Annotated in this window: 17 protein-coding genes and 1 riboswitch; of the genes, 5 read left to right on the forward strand and 12 right to left on the reverse strand. The window is 59.9% G+C overall.

What is annotated here, in order from left to right:
* Positions 1-2: 2 nt before the first annotated feature.
* Positions 3-1,169, reverse strand: a complete 1,167-nt coding sequence (gene alr / locus ACZ47E_RS17065) for an alanine racemase (protein WP_034498210.1) — start codon at positions 1,167-1,169, stop codon at positions 3-5.
* A 127-nt stretch (positions 1,170-1,296) separates the two neighbouring features.
* Here alr and ACZ47E_RS17070 point away from each other — a divergent pair, with 127 nt between their 5' ends.
* The gene (locus ACZ47E_RS17070; RefSeq protein ID WP_004438693.1) at positions 1,297-1,755 is read left to right on the forward strand and encodes an Lrp/AsnC family transcriptional regulator; all 459 of its coding nucleotides are present in this window, start codon (positions 1,297-1,299) and stop codon (positions 1,753-1,755) included.
* A gap of 16 nt (positions 1,756-1,771) precedes the next feature.
* On the opposite strand, the gene thiD is transcribed toward ACZ47E_RS17070, so the two are convergent.
* From thiD to ACZ47E_RS17125, 11 genes are all read right to left on the reverse strand, one after another.
* Complete coding sequence (gene thiD / locus ACZ47E_RS17075; protein ID WP_006698550.1) at positions 1,772-2,569, reverse strand: bifunctional hydroxymethylpyrimidine kinase/phosphomethylpyrimidine kinase; 798 nt, start codon at positions 2,567-2,569, stop codon at positions 1,772-1,774.
* Positions 2,566-3,228, reverse strand: a complete 663-nt coding sequence (gene thiE, locus ACZ47E_RS17080) for a thiamine phosphate synthase (RefSeq protein WP_108081217.1) — start codon at positions 3,226-3,228, stop codon at positions 2,566-2,568. The genes thiD and thiE overlap by 4 nt, the downstream gene beginning before the upstream one ends.
* Positions 3,215-3,955 carry a hydroxyethylthiazole kinase gene (locus ACZ47E_RS17085; protein WP_108081218.1) on the reverse strand — a complete coding sequence of 247 codons (741 nt, stop codon included), beginning with the start codon at positions 3,953-3,955 and terminating at the stop codon, positions 3,215-3,217. The genes thiE and ACZ47E_RS17085 overlap by 14 nt, the downstream gene beginning before the upstream one ends.
* Entirely contained in the window at positions 3,952-4,902 is a 951-nt protein-coding gene (locus tag ACZ47E_RS17090) for an ABC transporter substrate-binding protein (RefSeq protein WP_108081219.1), read from the reverse strand. The genes ACZ47E_RS17085 and ACZ47E_RS17090 overlap by 4 nt, the downstream gene beginning before the upstream one ends.
* Entirely contained in the window at positions 4,899-5,684 is a 786-nt protein-coding gene (locus tag ACZ47E_RS17095; RefSeq protein WP_006698546.1) for an ABC transporter permease, read from the reverse strand. The genes ACZ47E_RS17090 and ACZ47E_RS17095 overlap by 4 nt, the downstream gene beginning before the upstream one ends.
* A 128-nt stretch (positions 5,685-5,812) precedes the next feature.
* A riboswitch (TPP riboswitch) is annotated at positions 5,813-5,915 on the reverse strand.
* Positions 5,916-5,951: 36 nt separating this feature from the next.
* Positions 5,952-7,943 carry an alpha-glucosidase gene (locus ACZ47E_RS17100; protein ID WP_022563680.1) on the reverse strand — a complete coding sequence of 664 codons (1,992 nt, stop codon included), beginning with the start codon at positions 7,941-7,943 and terminating at the stop codon, positions 5,952-5,954.
* An 11-nt stretch (positions 7,944-7,954) separates the two neighbouring features.
* The gene (locus tag ACZ47E_RS17105; RefSeq protein ID WP_006698545.1) at positions 7,955-8,812 is read right to left on the reverse strand and encodes a carbohydrate ABC transporter permease; all 858 of its coding nucleotides are present in this window, start codon (positions 8,810-8,812) and stop codon (positions 7,955-7,957) included.
* A 4-nt stretch (positions 8,813-8,816) separates the two neighbouring features.
* Positions 8,817-9,728: a carbohydrate ABC transporter permease gene (locus ACZ47E_RS17110; protein WP_162699264.1), complete on the reverse strand. Its 912-nt coding sequence runs from the start codon at positions 9,726-9,728 to the stop codon at positions 8,817-8,819.
* Between the two features lie 172 nt (positions 9,729-9,900).
* A complete protein-coding gene (locus ACZ47E_RS17115) occupies positions 9,901-11,151 on the reverse strand; it encodes an ABC transporter substrate-binding protein (protein ID WP_022563682.1) in 1,251 nt (416 codons plus the stop codon).
* A gap of 47 nt (positions 11,152-11,198) precedes the next feature.
* Positions 11,199-12,275 carry an ABC transporter ATP-binding protein gene (locus ACZ47E_RS17120; RefSeq protein ID WP_006698542.1) on the reverse strand — a complete coding sequence of 359 codons (1,077 nt, stop codon included), beginning with the start codon at positions 12,273-12,275 and terminating at the stop codon, positions 11,199-11,201.
* 334 nt (positions 12,276-12,609) lie between these two features.
* Positions 12,610-13,314: a GntR family transcriptional regulator gene (locus tag ACZ47E_RS17125; protein WP_022563683.1), complete on the reverse strand. Its 705-nt coding sequence runs from the start codon at positions 13,312-13,314 to the stop codon at positions 12,610-12,612.
* 101 nt (positions 13,315-13,415) lie between these two features.
* On the opposite strand from ACZ47E_RS17125, the gene ACZ47E_RS17130 reads away from it, so the two are divergent.
* The 4 genes from ACZ47E_RS17130 to ACZ47E_RS17145 all read left to right on the forward strand — a co-directional run bounded on the left by ACZ47E_RS17130 (position 13,416) and on the right by ACZ47E_RS17145 (position 20,168).
* The gene (locus tag ACZ47E_RS17130) at positions 13,416-14,573 is read left to right on the forward strand and encodes an LLM class flavin-dependent oxidoreductase (protein ID WP_004438724.1); all 1,158 of its coding nucleotides are present in this window, start codon (positions 13,416-13,418) and stop codon (positions 14,571-14,573) included.
* Positions 14,573-15,466, forward strand: coding sequence for an aldo/keto reductase (locus ACZ47E_RS17135; RefSeq protein WP_006698539.1), 894 nt, complete (start codon positions 14,573-14,575; stop codon positions 15,464-15,466). The genes ACZ47E_RS17130 and ACZ47E_RS17135 overlap by 1 nt, the downstream gene beginning before the upstream one ends.
* Entirely contained in the window at positions 15,466-15,990 is a 525-nt protein-coding gene (smoA, locus tag ACZ47E_RS17140) for an NADH-dependent FMN reductase SmoA (protein ID WP_006698538.1), read from the forward strand. Before ACZ47E_RS17135 ends, smoA begins: the two co-directional genes overlap by 1 nt.
* A gap of 206 nt (positions 15,991-16,196) precedes the next feature.
* Positions 16,197-20,168 carry an autotransporter domain-containing protein gene (locus ACZ47E_RS17145; protein WP_112765388.1) on the forward strand — a complete coding sequence of 1,324 codons (3,972 nt, stop codon included), beginning with the start codon at positions 16,197-16,199 and terminating at the stop codon, positions 20,166-20,168.
* Positions 20,169-20,180 lie beyond the last annotated feature (12 nt).

Genomic DNA, 20,180 nt, shown 5'->3' on the forward strand with positions numbered 1-20,180 from the left:
TCTCACTTGTGATTGACTGATGTTGAGGCAAAGGCCGGGGTTTCGTCCGGCTGAATATAGGTACGGCGATAACGACGGCCGAAGCCGGTCAGGATTTCGTAGGCGATCGTGCCTGCATCGTCCGCGATGTCTTCAAGCGTTTGCTCGGGGCCGATCATCTGCACGAAACTGCCTTGGGTCAATGTTCCCTCGGGCAGGGCGGATATGTCCAGAATGATGCTGTCCATCGAAACGCGCCCCGCAATCGGCAGGCGCACGCCATCATACCATGCCGCGCCGCGATTGCTGAGCGAGCGCGGCAGGCCGTCTGCATAACCGGCGGCGATGGTCGCCAGACGCGTGGAGCCGGACGCTTCGAAGGAACCGCCGTAACCAACCAGCGAACCGGCGGGAACGGTGCGGGTCTGGATCACGGCGAGATCGAGGCGAACGACCGGCTTCATCGGGTTCGGGCGGTCGGCAGAGGGTGCGCCGCCGTAAAGCGCGATGCCGGGGCGCAGCATGTGGTTGTGGTACTCACGACCCAGAAAAATACCTCCGGAGTTGGAAAAACAGACCGGGACATCAGGAAGCGCAATCGTGGCCTGCCGCATCGCCGACAGCTGTGCCGCATTGCATGCATGGCCCGGTTCGTCGGCGCAGGCGAGGTGGCTCATGACGAAGGCGATGTCGATACCATCGAGCAGTTGCGGCTGGGAAATGAGGGTTTCCAGCTCTTCGGGGGAAAGGCCGAGGCGGCACATGCCGGTATCGATCTGCACGGCGGCTGCAAGTTTCCTACCGAGCGTCTTGGCATGGACCGCCCATTGGGCGATCTGCTCCAGCGAATTGAGAACCGGTGTGATCGCCATGGCGGCGCAGGAGGTCTCATTGCCGGGTTGAAGGCCGTTGAGGACGAAGATCCGCGCCTGGGCGGGAAGACGCAGCCGAAGCGCCAGCGCCTCGTCAATATGAGCGACGAAGAAATGACGACACCCCGCATCGAACAGGGTTTGCGAGACCATATCCGCACCGAGGCCATATGCATCGGCCTTGACGACCGCCGCCGTCTGGGATGCGGGCGCCATCGCCGCAAGTGCCAGATAATTGTCGCGCAATGCGCCGAGATCGATGGTCAGATGGCCGCTTGCACCACCCGCTGCCTGCTGGCGGCTGATCTGCATGTCCATGGTCGTTCACCCTCATTTTTATCTTATGAGAGTATTGCAACGATTATCGAATTTCTTGGCAATTATTCGAAGGAAATGCGATATAATTGGCAAGCGCGCAATTTTCTTTTGCTGATTGGAATTTTCTATGTCGTCACTTGATGCGACCGACCGCCATATCATACGGCTGCTTCGGCTCAACGCCCGCATCAGCAACGCAAAGCTTGCTGCAGAGGTCGGGCTTTCGCCATCCGCGTGCTTGCGTCGCGTCGATATTCTCGAACGGGAAGGGATCATCCGCGGTTACACGGCGCTTACCAGCGGCCTGGCCGGCGGTGAGGTCATTTCGGTTATCGTGCAGATCACGCTCGACCGGCAGACGGAGGATTTTCTCAACCGTTTCGAAAATGCGGTGCGGCGATATCCGGAAATCCGCGAATGTTATCTCATGACTGGCGGTTCGGATTATTTCCTGCGTTGCGAGGCAGAAAGTGCGGGGGATTTCGAGCGCATTCACAAGGAGATACTCTCGAAGCTGCCGGGGGTCTCGCGTATTCATTCGAGTTTCGCGATCCGGAATGTGCTGGCGACGCCGAAGGCGAGGTAGCATCGAGTGTGGGGCTTCACCCCCACCACCGATAAAAATGATGCACCGGCCCCCGCCCATGTCCAACGGCAAGGCTCCGCCCAGCATCAAGCGCCCCATTCAAATAATCTTTCGCCAGCTCCACGGCCTCCAGCAACTCGCTTCCCCTCGCAAGATGCGCCGTGATCGCCGCCGCCAGCGTGCAGCCGGTGCCGTGATCGTTCTTCGTCTCTACGCGCGCAGCGGAAAGCGCCTGCATGGTGCCATCTGCAAACAGATAATCCGTGCTCTCAGGCCCCGCACCATGTCCGCCCTTGATGAGCACCGCTTTTGCGCCCGCTTTCAGGATCGCCGCGGCCTGATGATTGATGTCCGTTTCCGTCTCCGCTATCGGCGTGCCGGTTAAAAGCGCCGCTTCCGGCAGGTTCGGCGTAACGACGGTCGCGATTGGCAGAAGCTCGCGCCGCAATGTCTCGATGGCGTCCTCTTGCAGCAAACGGTCGCCTGACGTCGCCACCATGACTGGATCCAGCACCACGGGCTGCGATTGCCGCCGGAGCCGTTCCGCTATGGCTGCAATGGTTTCGATACGGGAAACCATGCCGATCTTCACCGCATTGACGGTGAGATCGGAAAACACCGCATCCATCTGCGCGATGATGGTGGCCACCGAAATATCCTCGACCGCAGTTACGCCTCTGGTGTTCTGTGCGGTGATGGCGGTGATGACGCTGGCGCCATAGGCGCCAAGCGCGGAGAATGTCTTGAGGTCGGCCTGTATGCCCGCACCGCCGCCGCTGTCGGATCCGGCAATGGTCAACGCAATTGATGTCATGGCTGTCTCGCTTTCAGAGTGGCATCGATTGCGGAACGGAACTCCTTGGTCGCGCTGGCAATATCTGCCGCGCGGAAGATGGCGGAGATCACCGCGACTCCATCCGCACCGGCGGCAATGACAGAGGGGACGCGGGAGAGATCGATGCCGGCGATGGCGCCCACCGGCATGTCCGGCCGCCATTCCCTCAGCAGGCCGCGGAGTGTCGAAAATCCATCGATACCCACAGGCTTGTCCGGGTTGACCTTTGAAACTGTGTCGAACACGCCGCCGATGCAGGCGTAATCGGCGGGCATGGAGGCTGCCCGCTCGGCGTCGGCGCGGTTCTTGACCGTGAGGCCGATGATCGCCTTATCGCCAAGAATGCGCCGAGCGGTTCTGGCGTCCATATCGTCGGCGCCAAGATGCACTCCATCTGCGCCCGAGGCGAGCGCAACATCCACCCGGTCATTGATGACGAGCGGCACGCCGGTGCCGGCGATGGCCTCGTGGATGGCGCGGGCGTTTTCGATCATCTCCCGTGTCGAGCCGTGCTTGTCGCGATATTGCAGGATGGTCGCGCCATTAAGTGCAGCCGCCAGAGCAAGCTCAAAGAGAGGCGCGACATCGCCGAGGCTCCCATCCACAAGCGCGTTGAGGCGGTAATCAACCTTGTTCATTCTCGATCCTCGCATGATTGATGATATCCTCGCCGGTAATCGCCGAAAGCGCGTCCAGGAATGCCGGTTCGAACGTGCCGGGACCTCTGGCACAGGACGCGGCCAGTTCGGCGGAGACGCCGGTGACGGCAAGGGCGGACGCCGCCGCTGCCAAAGCATCCCGTTCCACGGCCATGAAAGCAGCGATGACGCCCCCCGAGAGGCAGCCCGTACCCGTTACCTTAGCCATCCAGGGATGGCCGTTTACGATCCTGACGCGTCGCGTCGCGTCGCTCAGGTGATCGACCGGCCCGGTTTCGATCCTGATTGCATCTGGCACCTCGCCGATCAGTCTCATTTCTGCACGGTTGCCACGCACGATCGCGGGAGAGAGAGTGATGAGCTCACGCGCGAAGGCCAGCCGGGATGGAGAATAGTCACAATGCACGGGGTCGACGATCCAGGGCTTGCCTGAGGCGTTGGCGATCTTCACTGCCAGCAGGATAACCTTGCGCCGTTCCGCATCCAGCGTGCCGAGATTGATGGTCAGCGCATCCGCCTTGGTAACGAAGCTTTCGATTTCCTCCAGCGACGTGGTCATGGAGGGAATGCCGCCGACACCGGTAATCCCGTCGGCGGTGAATTTTTGCACCACGGTATTCATAAGGCAATGTACGCGCGGACGCGCTTGCCTGACTTTTTCAAGGATTTCGGCGGCCTGCGTGGTCGTGGGGAAAGGGATTGTCATGGCTGCTGTAGCTCCACGGCGACTTCGTCCGCCGCCGGCGCCTGCTTGATGAGCTGCATTTCCTGCATGAAGGCGCCAAAACGCGCATAGCGGGCGCGGTCGAGTGCGGCAGGGCGCTTGGCAAAACGCGGCACTGTGTCGAAGAAAGCCTGCTTATTCAGTGCGTCATCGAGATTGGGATAGGCCTTGATGAAAAGCTGCCAGGATTCCTGCGGGTGATTGGTGATGAAAATAGCGGCCTGTTCCACGGCGGAGAGGAAACGCGGCAGGCGGCTGTCTGTTGCGAGATCGCGATGGGTGACGAAGATCAGCTCGTCATAGGCCGGAACACCATGTTCCTCGGGAAAGAAGGATCGGCCTTCGTGGCCCTCGAGCTTCATCTGCGTCAGTTCGAAATTGCGGAAACCGCCGAGCGTGGCGTCCACCTTGCCGGCGATGAGCGATGGCGACAGGGAGAAATTGACGTTGATGAGTTCCACATCGTCTTTCGTCAGACCGTCCTTTTCCAGCATGCGCTTCAACATGGCATCCTCGAAGCCGGATACGGAAAAACCGACTTTCCTGCCCTTCAGGTCCTTCAGGCTTTTGATCGGTCCGTCAGCCAGCACGGTGACGGTGTTTAGCGGCGTTTCGACCAGTGTGCCGAAACGGACGAGCGGCAGGCCGGCATCGTGGTCGAGATAGAGGTTGGGCTGGTAGTGCACGCCGATATCGGCCTGTTTTGCCGAAACGAGGCGCGGAACGGCGGAAGGATCTGCCGGAGGAACAAGTTCAACTTCGAGCCCCGCATCCGCAAAAAGGCCCCGCTCTTTCGCGATGACCATCGGCGCATGGTCGGGGTTCACGAACCATTCCAGCAATACCGTAAGCCTGTCGGCCGCCTGTGACTGAACGGGGGCAAATATGCTTGTCGCCGCGACGACGAAAGAAAGAAGAGTTCGCTTCATGATGCTGAAAGTCTCCGTAAATACCCGAAAGGAATGGTGTGTTCTGTTTCCCTGGCCCAGGGCGCCAGATGGGCGGTGGCGCGATCCACCGCCAGTCGCAGCAGCACCGCCATGATGGCGAGTATCGCCATGGCGGCGAACATCGTGTCGGTCTGCATGCGGGCGTTTGACTGGATCATCACGAATCCAAGCCCTGCCGATGCGCCAACCCATTCGCCAATGACAGCGCCCAGCGGTGCGAGGGGTGCGGCCACCCGCAGCCCGGAGATAAGCGAAGGCAGTGCCAGTGGCACGCGCAACCGGGTGAGAACCTGCCAGTGGCTTGCCTGCGTCAGCGAGGCGGCATCGAGAATGGCGCGATCCGTCCGGTTGAGGCCATCGGTGAAGGAGGAGGCGACGGGAAAGAAGATGATGATCGCTGTCATCACCGCTTTCGAGGCCATGCCGAAGCCGAACCAGAGGACGAGGATGGGCGCCAGCACGAAGACCGGAAAGGCCTGCAAAACCAGAACCATCGGCCAGACGAGGCGACCGAGACGGGGGATTGCCGCGATGGAGAAAGCCACGAGAATACCGACCAGGACGCCGGCCGTCAGTCCAACGGCCATTTCGAGAAATGTAACCATGGCCTGCCCCAACAGGAAACCGGGGTGGCGCAGGAAGGCCGCGGCGACATCGGCCGGCGCCGGCAGGATATAACGGGGTGGGGAGAACAGCCATGTGCCTGCCTGCCAGAGAACAAGCAGGAGACCGACACCGTTCAACGCATGGGCGGCACGCATGAGCCGAACCTCAGACGCAGACGCACCGGGTGCGACGGACAAAAACTTTCAGCATCATCATTCGGTCTCCACACGTGACAATCGCGGAGATCAGGACAAAGCGGAGAAGAGAAAGGGCAGCGCCTCAAAGGCGCGACAGTTTCCGTTCCTACGCCGGCATGATCCGGATCAGGTTCAAGGGTCCGGCTCAACGCCATCTCAGCACCGTCTGGTGCTCCCCTCGGAATGGGTCGGAAACTGTCGTTTTTTTAGCTGGCTGTCAACGGCTCAGATGGTGCGGAGCTGTTCAAACAGGGTGACGTTGCCACTATCGGCGCGGTAGAAAACCGCGGGCCGGCCGAGTGGTGCTTCCACGGTAACCTCGTTTCCACCGCGATGATGCACGCCGCTCCACAGATGTACCCACTGGCCATCGCCCGGAAGATAGAGAGTGCGTTGCGCTTCTCCCGCTTTCCAGACAGGGGCCACCAGCATGTCGGGGCCATAGAGATAGCTGTCCTGAATGGCGTAAGTCTGCCGGTCATTCTCGTAATGCAGGAAAAGCGGGCGTTGCACCGGAAGCCCCGTCCTGGCCGCTTCGGCGGAGAGCGATTTCAGATAGGGGGCAAGCGCGACATAGACTGTCGTCATGCGGGCGAAATGGGCGAGAACCGCTTCATCCTGATCGATCTGCAGATTGTCACGCGGGCGGTTGCCCTCATGGGTGCGCATGACAGGCGTGAAGGCGGCCATCTCCGTCCAGCGCATGATGAGTTCCGCGGTGCGGACATTGCCGAACAGGCTGGTGTAACCGCCGATGTCGGAATGGTGATAGGCATTGCCCATGAGGCCGGATGAAAGCGCGCCGCAAATGACGGTGACAAGCCCATCATGACGGGAGAAGTCGACCGACTGGTCACCGCCCCAGATGAGGGGGCAATGGGCCTGCACTCCGGTGAAGCCTGCGCGCATGAAGAACAGCGTTTCGCCGGTCTTGTCGCGGCTTTCGACGGCTTTTGCATTGACCTCGGCCCACAGGGTGGGCCATGCATTGTGCATCAGCTTAGCGTCGACACCGTTGAAGAGCGTTATATCGATCGGAAGATATTCGCCGAAATCAGCCATCCACCCGGAAAGGCCGAAATCCAGCATGTTCTTGCCGATGATTTCTTCGGCAAACCAGTCGGCGGCAGCCGGATTGGTGAAATCGACCACGCCGCAATCGAACTCGCCGAAATCCACCAGCGCCGTTTTCCCTTCCGCATCCGTTGCGAAATAACCGGCCTGTTCGGCCACCGGGAAAAGCGGGCCGTCAACGCAGAGATAGGGGTTCACGTACCCCAGAAAACGGATACCCTGATCGGCAAGCTCGGCGATCTTCTGGCGCAGATGCGGATAACGGGTTTCGTTCGCCTGCCAGTCCCAGAACAGGCGTGCGCCGAAGGATGTCTGGCGAAGCCCCACCCAGTCCTCACACCACAGGCCCGACACCTGCGTTCCTGCTGCGCGGATTTTCTCCAGCCGCGCAAACGAATTGACGCCATCCTTTAATCCAATGATCGCGCCATTATATATCCATTCCGGCATTTGCGGCTGCCGTCCAAACCGTAGGGACAGCGCGGAGACGATATCGGTGAAACTGTCGCCGGCCAAAAATTCGATCTTCTCCGGGATGGCCCAGATTTCGATCTCGTGGAAATCGCCATTGCGGAAATCGAAGACCGAATAGGCGCTCGTTTCCACATGCAGCGCGTATCTACGCGACGAGAGATAGGTCGGCTGCGGATAGTTGGTGTTGTAATAATCACCGCCTGCCTTGCCGTTGACGTCAGACTTGAAGGTGATTTCGGTGGTCTTGTCGCGGCCAACGCCGGGCTCGGAGGTCCAGAGCGGAAAGCGCCGGCCGCGCATGTCGAAATAGGACATCTGCTCGCCGCCGCCCCAGACATGCTCGTCCGTTTCCGCAAAGACGCGCAGCCAGAGACGGTTGATGGTCTTGTCCAGCGCTGTCAGCAGGATGGCATTGCTTTCGAGTGTCAGGCGAAGGCGAGGGGTCTGTCCCGGTGCGGAGGAAAGCGTGACGCTGTCGCCGCTCACCTCGGCGTGGCGCAGGGCGGTTCGTTCGATGACGTAGTCTTCGATATCGAAATTGCCGCGATACATATCCATCCGCTCTTTGCCGAAACCGGCGAATAGGGCCGGCTCGTCGGGCGAATGGGAAAGGATGGTGCGGTTACCGATCGCAAGCGTAAATCCATCGTGGGTCTTTTCGAAATGCATGACTTAACCTTTTAGCCCTTGAGACCACCGGCGGTGAGGCCAGAGACAACCCGTTCCTGGAAGATGACGATGAGGATCGCGACCGGCACGATACCGACCACCAACGCTGCCGAAATGACCGGCCAGGGGAAAGCGAACTCCCCCTGATAAAGCTGGATGCCAACGGGCAGTGTGCGTAGCGCAGGGTTGGAATTGAAGGAAAGCGCCAGCAGGAACTCGTCCCAGGCATTCACGAAGGCAAGGATGCCTGCGGTGAAAACACCAGGCGCGCAAAGCGGCACGACGACCTTGAACAGTGCGCCGATGCGGGTGCAGCCATCGATCATGGCAGCGTTTTCGAGATCGCGCGGAATACTTTCGAAGAAGGAGACCAGCATCAAGGTGCAGACCGGCAGCGACAGCACCGTGTAGGGCAGGATCAGCGCCGTCCAGCTGTTGAGCAGATTGAGCGCCCGCATGATTTCGAACAGCGGCACAAGCAGCGTCACCAGCGGAAAGGTGGAAACGGCGATGATGAGCGACAGGATAAGCGCCCGGTATTTAAGGTTCAGCCGCGCCAGCGCGTAAGCCGCGAGCACCGAAATCAGGATCGTCAGTGCCGTTGAAAGCAGCGCCACCATGAAGCTGTTGAACAGGAAGAGGTGCAGCGGCTGATCCGAAAAGGCCTGCACGTAGTTCGCAAGTGTCGGCGCGTGCGGAAACCAGGTGATCGGCTTGACAGTCAGCTCCGCCTCGGTTTTCAGCGAGGTGAAGAGGATCCAGATAGCCGGGAAAAGGCCGTTTATCAGAAGAATGGAGGCCGCGATGAAGCGCAGCGGCTTGCCCGAGAAGAAAGAGGACAGACCGGAAGAGGTGGCAACGTTGCTCATGGGATCAGTCCTTCGTCCTGATGATACGGAGGTAAACGGCGGTGACGCACATGGAAAGCGCAAACATCATGACCGCTAAGGCCGAACCGTAACCGAGATCGAGGAAGGAGACGGTGTTCTGGTGGATATACATGGCAAGCGTCGTGGTGGATGTGCCGGGGCCGCCGCTGGTCATCATGTATGGAATATCAAAGGTCTGTAGCGCCGTGATCGTGCGGAAGATGAGGGCGACGATAATCGATGGCTTCAGAAGCGGCAGGGTGATTTCGAAGAACTGCCTGATCCTGCCAGCGCCATCCACATCCGCTGCCTCGTAAAGCGAGCGCGGGATGGTCTGCAACCCGGCGAGGATCATGAGCGCCATGAAGGAGGAGGTCTTCCAGATGATCGTCAGGCAGATGGCGGCAAAGGCCCAGTTCGGCGAGTTGAACCAGATGATGCCTTCAAAGCCCAGCCGGTTCAGCACGTCGTTGACCACACCATATTCATAATGAAAGAACCACGCGAAGATGAGACCTGCAAAGGAGAGCGGCAGCGCCCAGGGGATGAGAAGGGAAAGCCGCATTGGCCACTGCATGGAGAAAGGCAGGTTGGCGAGCAATGCGAGGCCAAGGCCCATGAACAGTGCGCCGGGCACGGTGATCAGCGTTATCAGCACCGTATTCCAGGTCGTTTCCCAGAAAATCGGATCGTCGAACATTGCCGTGTAATTTTCAAAGCCGATGAATTCCGCCGGCAGGCCCGAGGTCAGCGACAGGCTGAAGAAGCTCGTATAGACGAGCCGCGCCACCGGATAAACGATGATGAGCGAAAGCAGGATCGCCGCCGGTGCGAGTAGCAGCACGGCCAGCGACCGGTCGCCGAGATCGAGCCACCGCGTCCAGCGCGGCTGCGGTTTCTCGTCCACCCGAACCATGGTTCTTTCCGGCATTGTCACGTCTGCCACTCCCGCAACTGGATTCACGTCATCGTCTCCCGGTCGGACCGGTTTATGTCCGGCCCGTTTCGCGCCCTTGAGGCGCCTTTCATCCTGTCAGTCGAAACGGCCGGAAGGGGGGCGGTGCACACGCCGCCTTCCGGCCCGAAGCTTATCGCAGAACGCGCCGCAGACGACTTTCCATCTGCTTTGCGCCATCCTCCGGCGTCATGACGCCGGCGAGCACACCGTTGACCGTGGTGCGAATGGTCTCGCTGACCTCGTTGTAGCGCGGCGTCACCGGACGGGCCTTTGCTGTTTCGACGACCGGCAGGGCATCCGCGAACCACGGGATTGCCTTGGTCACGTCGGCATCCTTGTAGAGAGCGGCGTAGGTGGGCAGGAGCGCTGCATTGATGGCCATGAACTTCGAGACATCCTGACTGGAGAGATATTCGACAAGCTTCTTGGCTTCATCCTGCTGCTTGGAATAGGCGGACACGCCGAATTCCCAGCCGCCGAGGCAGGTCGTCTGCTCACCACCTTTGACGGCGGGAAGGCGGGCGACGCCGACCTTGTCGTTCACCTGCGATTCCTTGCCCTGGAAATGGGTCCAGGCATAGGACCAGTTGACGGCAAAGAGGACCTTGCCGGCCTGGAATTCCTTGCGGGTGTCGTCGGTCGCCACCTCCGAAATGTTCTTCTTGGAAATGCCTTCGTCGACAAAACTCTTCCAGAGCTTCAGCGAATCCACCGCCGCCTTATTGTCGAAGTTCAGCTTGCCGTTTTCAACCAGCGACTTGCCTTCGCTCCAGTAGGGCAGGAGGAAGGTGCAGACCGCGCCTTCGATCGCCTTGCCCTGGAAGGACAGGCCCTGAAGCTCCGGGTTCTTTTCGCCTTCCATGACCTTCTTGGACGCTTCCTTCAGCTCGTCCCAGGTGGTCGGCGGCTTGATGCCGTATTTATCCAGCAGGTCCTTGCGGTAATAGAGGAACATGGAGTCGGCGAAGGCTGGCAACGCCACGATCTTGCCATCCACCGTATTGGCTTCGGCATAGGTCGGCAGATAGGCGGACATGTCCTTGCCGGCAAAATCGCTGGTCCAGCCGGCTGTTGCAAATTGCGCGGGACGGATGACGTCGAGCATCAATACGTCGAGGCTCGAATCCTTGGCCGACATCACGGTGTTGAGATATTGCGCCTGCATTTCCGAGGTGTTGCCGCCGGTCTCGATGACCACCTTCACGCCCGGCGTCTTCGCCTCATATTGATCGAGCGCCTTGCGCCAGACATCCGGTTGATGCTGGCTGGAAACGAAGATCTTCAATTCGGCATCGGCAAAGGCCTGACCTGAAAAAGCGAGCACGGTTGCGCAGAGCGCAGCGCCCATGAAGGCTTTGCCCCTGGTAGATTTAAGTGTCATATGTTCCTCCCGTTATTAACCCTTGGCCGTGGCATTTTGCACGGCAATCAGTGGATCGAGCGCTCCGTTGTTGCGTCGAAAAGATGGACCTTGGACGGATCGACTCCGATCCGCAGTTCCTCGTTCGGCGTTGGCCGAAGCTGCGGCGGCATTCGTGCGGTCAGCGCCGCGTCGCCGAGGCTGAAATGGACGAGCGTGTCCGAGCCCAGCGGTTCCACAACCTGCACCTTCACGGCAAGCTGGCTGCCGAAGCCTTCGGCGGGGCCGAAATGTTCCGGGCGGATGCCAACGATGACGTCGCGTCCTTCCAGCCCCGTTTCGCGTGATGGCCGGATAGCCGCCATCGGCAGGGAATTGCCGTCGGAAAATGTCAGCCGGTCACCATTGACCCTGGCGCGGGCAAAATTCATCGCGGGCGCACCGACGAAACCGCCGACGAACACGCTTTCCGGGCGGTTATAAACCTCATCTGGCGTGCCGACCTGTTCGATATCGCCGCCGCGCAGGATGACGATGCGGTCCGCCAGCGTCATCGCCTCCACCTGGTCATGGGTGACATAGATGATGGTGGTGCCGAGCTGCTGGTGCAGGCGCTTGATTTCCGTGCGTACCTGTCCGCGGAGTTTAGCGTCGAGGTTGGAAAGCGGCTCATCGAACAGAAATACCTGCGGGCGGCGCACGATGGCGCGCCCCATGGCAACACGCTGGCGCTGGCCGCCGGAAAGCTGTCCAGGCCGCCGATCGAGAAGATGCTCGATGCCTAGCATCTTTGCCGCCTCATCGATGCTGGCATTGGCCTGCGAGGCGCTGACGCCACGCACCTTCAGGCTGAAGCCCATGTTTTCGCGCACCGTCTTGTGCGGATAGAGCGCATAGTCCTGAAACACCATGGCGATGTCGCGCTCGCGCGGCGGCAGCCGGTTGACGACACGGTCGCCGATCTTCACCTCGCCGCCAGTAATGCTCTCCAGCCCTGCGACCATGCGCAACGTCGTTGATTTGCCGCAGCCGGAAGGGCCGACAAATACGACGAATTCGCCATCGTTGATTTCAAGGTCGATGCCCTTGACGATGCGAAGCGCACCGTAACTCTTGTCCAGCTTGCGCAGGCTGACTGAAGCCATATTTTCCTCCTCACGACCGGCACGCCCGAAATTTCAATGGACGCAATAGCCGGGATCAACCTTCAAGTTCCCCGTACTGCATCTTCGAAAATCGAGCCCGATTGTCTGGCAGTAACGTGGGGTGGCGAAACGCCTGTCTCCCTGAGGTCGTGATATTACCTTTCACAAAAAGGAAATCAATAGTGTATCAATTTTATTTCTGACAGAAATCAAAAACTACTAAGTCATTGATTAAAAGAAATATATCCGCAAAATCGCCCGCTGGCGGCTAGTGGTTGGCTTGCCTGCCGTCAAATTCCGTCACTCCTGTAGATCACGCGAATTTTGCGCAGACTCAACGTATGCGAGAAACGTAGCGCGCCACGGTGTGGTCAAACCAGGTCCAGGAAACTTCTGCCACTGCACCATCCTGCGCCTGGCTGAGACGCAGGACGCGGGGCACGGATGCGCCTGCTTTCTGGCCGAACGCTTCGGGCGTCCATTCGGGCACTTCGCCGAGATCGACGCGATCCTCCGCCTTCGATATCCAGAGGTTGAGGCGAGTGCGGTAATAGAGGTAGAGAGATTCCGACATATTTTCGATGGTGATCGTGTCAACATAGGAACCATCAAGCCAGATTTCCTCGATGGCGGCCGGTTTGCCGGCAATGCGCCGCAGACGACGAATCCTGTGTCCTTCGGAGGAGGTGCCAAAAGCGGGCAGATCGACGGGCTTCGCTAGCCGGGTCACATCCAGAACCTCCGCTGTCGGCAGGCCGCCGCCCTCGATCAGTTCAAGCCGGAAGAAAGCGTAGACGCTTTGCGGATCGCTGACCGCGCGGATGTAGTTGCCGGAACCCTGTACGCGCTCCAGAAGGCCGCGCTCCTGCAATTCGGCGAGCGCCTTGCGTAGCGTACCGACGGCGATGCCGAGATCGGCAGCCATATCGCGCTCCGGCGCAAGCTTCTCGCCGTCGATCAGCCGCCCTGCTGACACCTCGCGCACCAGCATTTCGGCGATCTGCAGATACATGGGCAAACTGCCACCAGTGTGTCTCATATGCCGTTTCCTCCACCCGAAACAAAAATTGATACATCATTGATTTACATATTTCTTGATGTTATGCAAGAACAACGAGAGCGGCCCTGAGGAGGAATTGCATGACCGTCGTACCCGTTACATCCGCTGATCTCGATGCTGCCGAGGTCTCCTGGTTTTCCGCTTTGTGTTCCGATGATTACGCCTATCTCGGCGTGCCGGATGGAAGCCTGCGTTCCAGCTTCGAACATTGCTCGGATATCGTCAAAAAAGCTGAGGAACTTGGCTTCCGCAACATTCTCTGCCCGTCGTCCTATCAGGTGGGGCAGGATACGCTGAGCTTTGTCGCCGGCTGTGCGCCGATCAGCGACCGTATCAATTTCCTTGCCGCTATCCGCTGTGGCGAAATGCAGCCGATCATGCTGGCGCGTACGGTTGCCACGCTCGACCACATGCTGAAAGGCCGCCTGACCCTCAATGTCATCAGCTCGGACTTCCCGGGCGAAGTCGCCGACAGCGCCTTTCGTTACAAGCGCAGCCACGAGGTCGTCGAGATTTTGCGGCAGGCCTGGACCCGCGACACCATCGACCACGACGGCGAAATCTACCAGTTCAAGGGCGTATCGACCGAGCCGGCGAGACCCTACCAGCAGAATGGAGGCCCGCTTCTTTATTTCGGCGGTTATTCTCCGGATGCCCTTGAGCTCTGTGGCGCACAATGCGACGTCTATCTGATGTGGCCGGAGACGAAGGACCAGCTGGCGGACCGCATGCGCGCCGCCAACGAGCGCGCTTCCGCCCATGGCCGCACGCTGGATTATGGTCTGCGCGTCCATATGGTGGTGCGCGATACTGAAAAGGAAGCCCGCGAATATGCCGAACATCTGGTCTCCAAGCTCGATGATGAATATGGCCAGCTGATCCGCAACCGCGCCCACGATAGCGGTTCACTTGGCGTGTCGCATCAGGCACGGGCCCGTGAACTCGCTGACAAGTTCGGTTATGTCGAACCCAATCTGTGGACCGGCATCGGCCGGGCGCGCTCCGGCTGCGGTGCAGCACTTGTCGGCTCGACGGATCAGGTTCTTTCGGCGCTGGAGGATTACCAGAAGATGGGTATCCGCGCCTTCATCCTGTCCGGTTATCCGCATCTCGACGAGGCGGAACATTTCGGCACCAAGGTGTTGCCGCAGATGAAAACCTGCTCCCTGCCGCATGCCTATGGCCGGGTGCCTTCTGAAACGCCAGCGACGCCGCTCGGCAATGGGGAACGCCACTGATGGAACGTATCGCTCTTTCTGACACACTCGAACTCAGCCGCATCGTTTACGGCATGTGGCGCATTGGTGACGATGTAGACACCTCGCCGGCGCATGTACAGGCGAAGATCGAGGCCTGCCTCGCACAGGGCATCACAACGATGGATCAGGCCGATATCTATGGCGGATACACGGCAGAAGCCATTCTTGGCGCCGGATTGAAAGCCGCGCCAGGACTGCGCGACAAAATCGAAATCGTCACCAAATGCGGCATCGTCGCCCCGGCCGGCCGTCATGCTGCCGCCCGCGTCAAGCATTACGACACGACCGCGGTCCACATCAACGCGTCGGTGGAAGCGTCGCTGCGCGACATGGGAACGGATCACGTCGATCTGCTGCTCATTCACCGCCCCGACCCGCTGATCGACGCGGAAGAAACCGGCAAGGCACTTGATGCCTTGGTGGCGTCGGGCAAGGTCAAGGCGGTTGGTGTCTCCAATTTCCGCCCGTGGGATTTTTCGCTGCTGCAATCGGCCATGAGCAACCGGCTGGTGACGAACCAGATCGAAATGAGCCTGCTTGCCACCGATTCCTTCACGAATGGCGATCTCGCCTACCTGCAGGAAAAGCGCATTTCGCCCATGGCCTGGTCGCCGCTCGGTGGCGGTTCGCTGTTCTCAGGCGCGCATGGCGGTACCATGGCTGCCCTGCAGCGCGTCGGCAAGGAACAGGGCGTCGACGCGACGGCCGTCGCGATCGCCTGGCTGCTGCGCCATCCGGCAAAGATCGTTCCGGTGCTTGGCACCAACAATCTCGAACGCATCAAAACCGCTGCCGATGCGCTTCGCGTGACGATGGACCGCCAGACATGGTTTGAACTCTACACCCTTGCGATTGGAAAAGAGGTGGCGTGATGACAGTTGCAGAGGCAATCAAAATGCCCAATGAACATGTATTCGTTCCCGGCGGCGAAAACAGCCGCAGCTTTCGCAATGCGCTCGGCGCTTTCACGACAGGTGTTACGGTGGTAACAGCCACGACCCCGGAAGGCCCGATCGGCATGACGGTCAACAGCTTCGCATCCGTCTCGCTCGATCCGCCGTTGGTGCTGTGGTCACCTGCGAAAAGCTCGTCGCGTTATCAGGCCTTCAGCGGCGCGACCCATTTCGCCATTCATGTGCTGAGCGCCGATCAGGACGTGCTGAGCGCCCGCTTCACCCGCAACGGCCGTGCTTTCGATGATCTTGAATGGGAATTGAACGATGAAGGTGTACCGGTCATCCCCGGAACGCTGGCCCGTTTTGAGTGCAGGCAGGCGGCGGCGCATGATGCGGGCGATCACACTATCATCGTCGGCGAGGTGTTGCGCGCTGCCCATCGTGATGGTGATCCGCTGTGCTTTTCGGGTGGAGCCTTCGGACGGTTCGCCCGGCAGTAATCCTGCGATGTCATAAGCGCTTAATGCAAGATATCAGCTGCAGCCGCCCGCTTTTCACGGCACTCATCCAGCGTTCAAAGTAAACCCCTGTCCTAGTGACGTTATAGCTGGCGCTGACTTTCTAAAATGGCTTAATGCACTTGGTTCGGTGAAGAAATGATTCGCCGAATCATGGATATAGTGCGGCGCTCATTAGGGAAGTTTGAATGTCCGGTTGTTTCTGCCTCTTTTTGGATGGGGAAACCTCTCCGGAAAGTATTGCATGCAGGAAAGCTGCCGGGCGCCTTTCGGTGTTCGGCACAGGCTGGTTTTTGTCGATTCTTCTTTCCGTTAGCCTTGGTCAGAGTGCTTGTGCGGAAACCTTGAACTGGACCGGCGCTGGGGGCGGCAGTTGGTCTGCCTCGACGAACTGGGCGCCGTCAGCCCACGTGCCCGATGCCGGCGATGACGTGTTGATCAACAGCGATGGCCCGGTTGTCGTGGCCAGCACATCTGCCACGGCCAATTCCGTCAAGGTCGGGCAGGTTTCGTCCGGTACTTTGGTTATCAATGGGAGCCTGTTATCAAATTCGCTCAGCCTTGGCGTCGCCGCGGGAATCGGTGGTACCGTCACGTTCTCGGGCGCGACCCTGCAAAACCAGGGTCTCTTATCGGTCGGCGGTAACGGCATCGGTACCCTCTCCCTGTTACATGGCAGCGCGGTCTCGACCGGGACCGTCTACATCGGCGAAAGGGCAACAGGGAACGGTTTCCTGACACTCGACAATTCGTCCAGTCTCGTTACGGCAGGCACGATCTTTGTGGGATACGGCGGCGGGTCCGCGCCCTCCGGCGGCGGAAACGGCGAGCTTAAAATTCTTGCCGGAAGCACGGTAGACAGCCAAAGGGCCATTCTGGGCGAGGGGGCTGGAACCGAAGGTGCCACGCTTATATCGGGCGCCGGCAGCCGCTGGACGGTTGCAGCCGACACCGTCATCGGCAATGCCGGTGTCAGCACACTCACGGTGACGGGCGGCGGAAAACTCCTCAGCGGAACGACAACCGTCATTGCCAATCTTTATTCCGCATCGGGAAGCGAAGTCACTCTTACCCGGCTCGGCTCTTCACTGGAAACCGGTCAATTGATCGTTGGAAATGAGGGCAGTGCTCGCCTGACTGTCGAGGCGGCGGCATCAGCGACCAGCGACAGCGCCATCATCGGACGCCATTCCACCTCCGTTGCGACGGTGACCGGCGACGGGTCCACCTGGGTCGCGGGCGATCTTCAGATCGGTGGCGATGTCGCCGACCCCGGCGGGGCTTCCGGTAACGGAACCTTGAATGTGACCGCCGGTGGCAAGGTTAATAGCACCGCCGCCCGGCTCGGCACTGTTGCCGGCGCGACCGGGGCAGCCATTATCGATGGCGAGGGATCGGCCTGGACTGTCGGCAGTGGCGGCCTTGCGATCGGCGATGCCGGCACCGGATCGTTGGCCGTAACGGGTGGCGGCATCGTCGGCAGTCAAGCCGTCGTACTCGGCAACAGTGCCGCCAGTACCGGCTCCGCCCGGATTTCCGGCGTTGGCAGCACGTTGCGCAGCGAGGGTGACATCATCGTCGGTCGCGGTGGCAACGCCATGATGTCGGTTGAAGCAGGGGGGGCTGTCGAGAGTAGAAACGGTGTCGTCGCTGCGCTCGGCGGTTCGTCGTCATCGGTCACTGTTACCGGCGGTGGCTCCAGCTGGACGATGACCGGTACCTTGATCGCCGGTTATCAGGACACGGCTTCGGCCGAGGTTACAGCCAGCGCCGGCGGAAATATCCGGGCAGGGGAGGTGGTCCTGGGAGATCTTTCGGGCTCATCGGGAACGATGACCATCATGGGTGCCAGCTCGAATGTAACGGCTTACGTCGATAGCGGGCTTGGGGCTTCCGGCCGCATGACGGTCGGACAATCCGGTTCCGGCGGTTTGACTGTGACGAATGGTGCGTCGCTCAATGCCTATCTGTTTTCCGTGGGTTCTTCGGCGGGGTCTGATGGGGCCGTCCTCGTCAACGGCATCGGCTCGCGCGTCTCCGTTGGCGACACCTTGGTCATCGGCGCTGCGGGGAACGGCAGCGTTGAAGTAACCGGCGGCGCAGCGCTCGCGGCGCCTACCATCCTCATTGCGTCGTCTGCTGGTTCGGCTGGCGTCCTGAATGTCGGCGCAGCTTCCGGACAAACGGCCCGTTCGGCCGGCACCATTGACGCTCAGGCGATCAGCTTTGGAGCCGGCGCTGGCTGGATCGTTTTCAATCACTCGCAGACGGCGTACCTCGTAAAAGCCGATATTTCGGGAGCGGGCAGCGTTGTTGCTGAAAATGGCGTGACGACGCTTGCTGGAAACAACAGCTATTCCGGCGGCACCACGATATCTGGCGGTACCTTGAAGGGAATCGCTGGAAGTTTTGGCTCCGGCGAGATCGCCAATGACGCGGCGCTGGTCGTGGATGGCGCCGGCAGGCTTTCGAATGCGATTCACGGCACGGGCAGTTTCGAAAAGACTGGCGCAGGCAACCTCGAACTCTCGGCCGTCAGCACTTATCTGGGTCCGACGACAGTCTCAGGCGGAAAGCTGAGCGTCAATGGCTCGTTGGCGAGCGCGGTTTCAGTGGTCGACGGCGCGGCGCTCGGCGGTACGGGTACCGTTGCCGGCCTTTCCATCGGTCCGGGCGGGACGCTGGCTCCGGGTAATCTGCTTGGAACGTTGACATCGACAGGCGACGCTACATTCGCTGCGGGCGGCAAATATGCGGTTGATATAGATACCGCCGGGAATTCCGACAGGCTTGCTGTGAACGGTACCGTAACAATCGCCAATGATGTAACCCTCGTCGTCACGCCGCTGACGAACCGATCTGCTTTCAGTCTGAATACGCGCTACCAGATACTCACTGCGACGGGTGGCATAACCGGGGCTTTTTCCCGCATCGATGAGAGCTTTGCCTATCTGACCGCTACCATCGCAAAGAGCGACGACACTGGCACCGCTTATCTGTCGTTCAGCCCGGCATCGTCGGCCCCCGGATTTCTTGCCGCGCAAGCGACCACGGCCAATGCGCGAGCCGCGGCCAACGCCGTTGAGGCCCTCGGAGAAAATGCAGCCCTGTATCGGTCCGCCATTTTCCTTCAGGGCGGTGAAACGCAACTGGCATTTTCGCAGCTTGCCGGAGAAATCCACCCGTCTGTTGCCATGACCTTGATCAATCGCAGCAGCCAAACCCGGGACGTCGTTCTAGAACGGCTGCGCCGCGCTTTCGACAGCATCGATGCGCGGCCAATCATGCCCGTCGCTTTTGTGAAGGACGACGGGGGCCTCTTGTTCGAGGAAGAAGGATCGCCGAGCTTCTGGACCAGCGGTTTGGGATCGCGTGGACGTGTTGATGGCGATGGCAATGGCTCATCGGTTGATAGCAAGGGCGGCGGCATTCTGTTCGGACTTGATGGTGAGCTCGGGAAAAGTTGGCGCGCTGGTGTGGCGGGCGGTTACAGTCACGAGAGGATCGAGCAGAAGACATTTGCTGCTTCAGCAGAGGTCGACAGTTATTTTGTGGCTGCTTATGCGGGCACGATGATCGGGCCTGCGTCTCTGCGGTTTGGGGCGATCCATGCTTTTCAGGATATGGATACGCGCCGCTCGGTCTCTTTCTCGACACTGAGCGAAAACCTCTCCGCCAGCTATGGCGGCTCGACGTCGCAGGTCTTTGCCGAAGCAGCCTGGCGTTTCGATTTTGATCTGACCCATGTCGAGCCCTATGCCAACATCGCCTACGTAAACAGCCGCACCGGAGATTTTGGCGAAAAAGGCGGGATCGCCGCAGTATCCTCAGCATCGGCACGCTACGATCAGCTTTACACGACGCTCGGCGCGCGCATCACGAGGGATGTCGCGCTGGAAGGCATGCTTGGCCGCGCAATGTTCGATCTCGCCTGGCGTCACAATTATGGCGACACTGACATGAACAGCAGCCTTTTCTACGAAGGCGGCGAGGCGTTTTCGGTCGTGAGCACGAGAGGTTCGCGAGACGCAGCAACACTTAATCTGGGGCTAAGCTACGATCTCACGCCATCGGCTACGTTGACATTCCGTTATGGTGCAGTTTTCGGCGCTGGGCTGCTAGATCAGTCCGCTGCCGCCGAACTTGGGGTTCGCTTTTGATGCAGTGTAAAA

The sequence above is a fragment of the Agrobacterium sp. 5Ca39 genome (assembly GCF_055382365.1).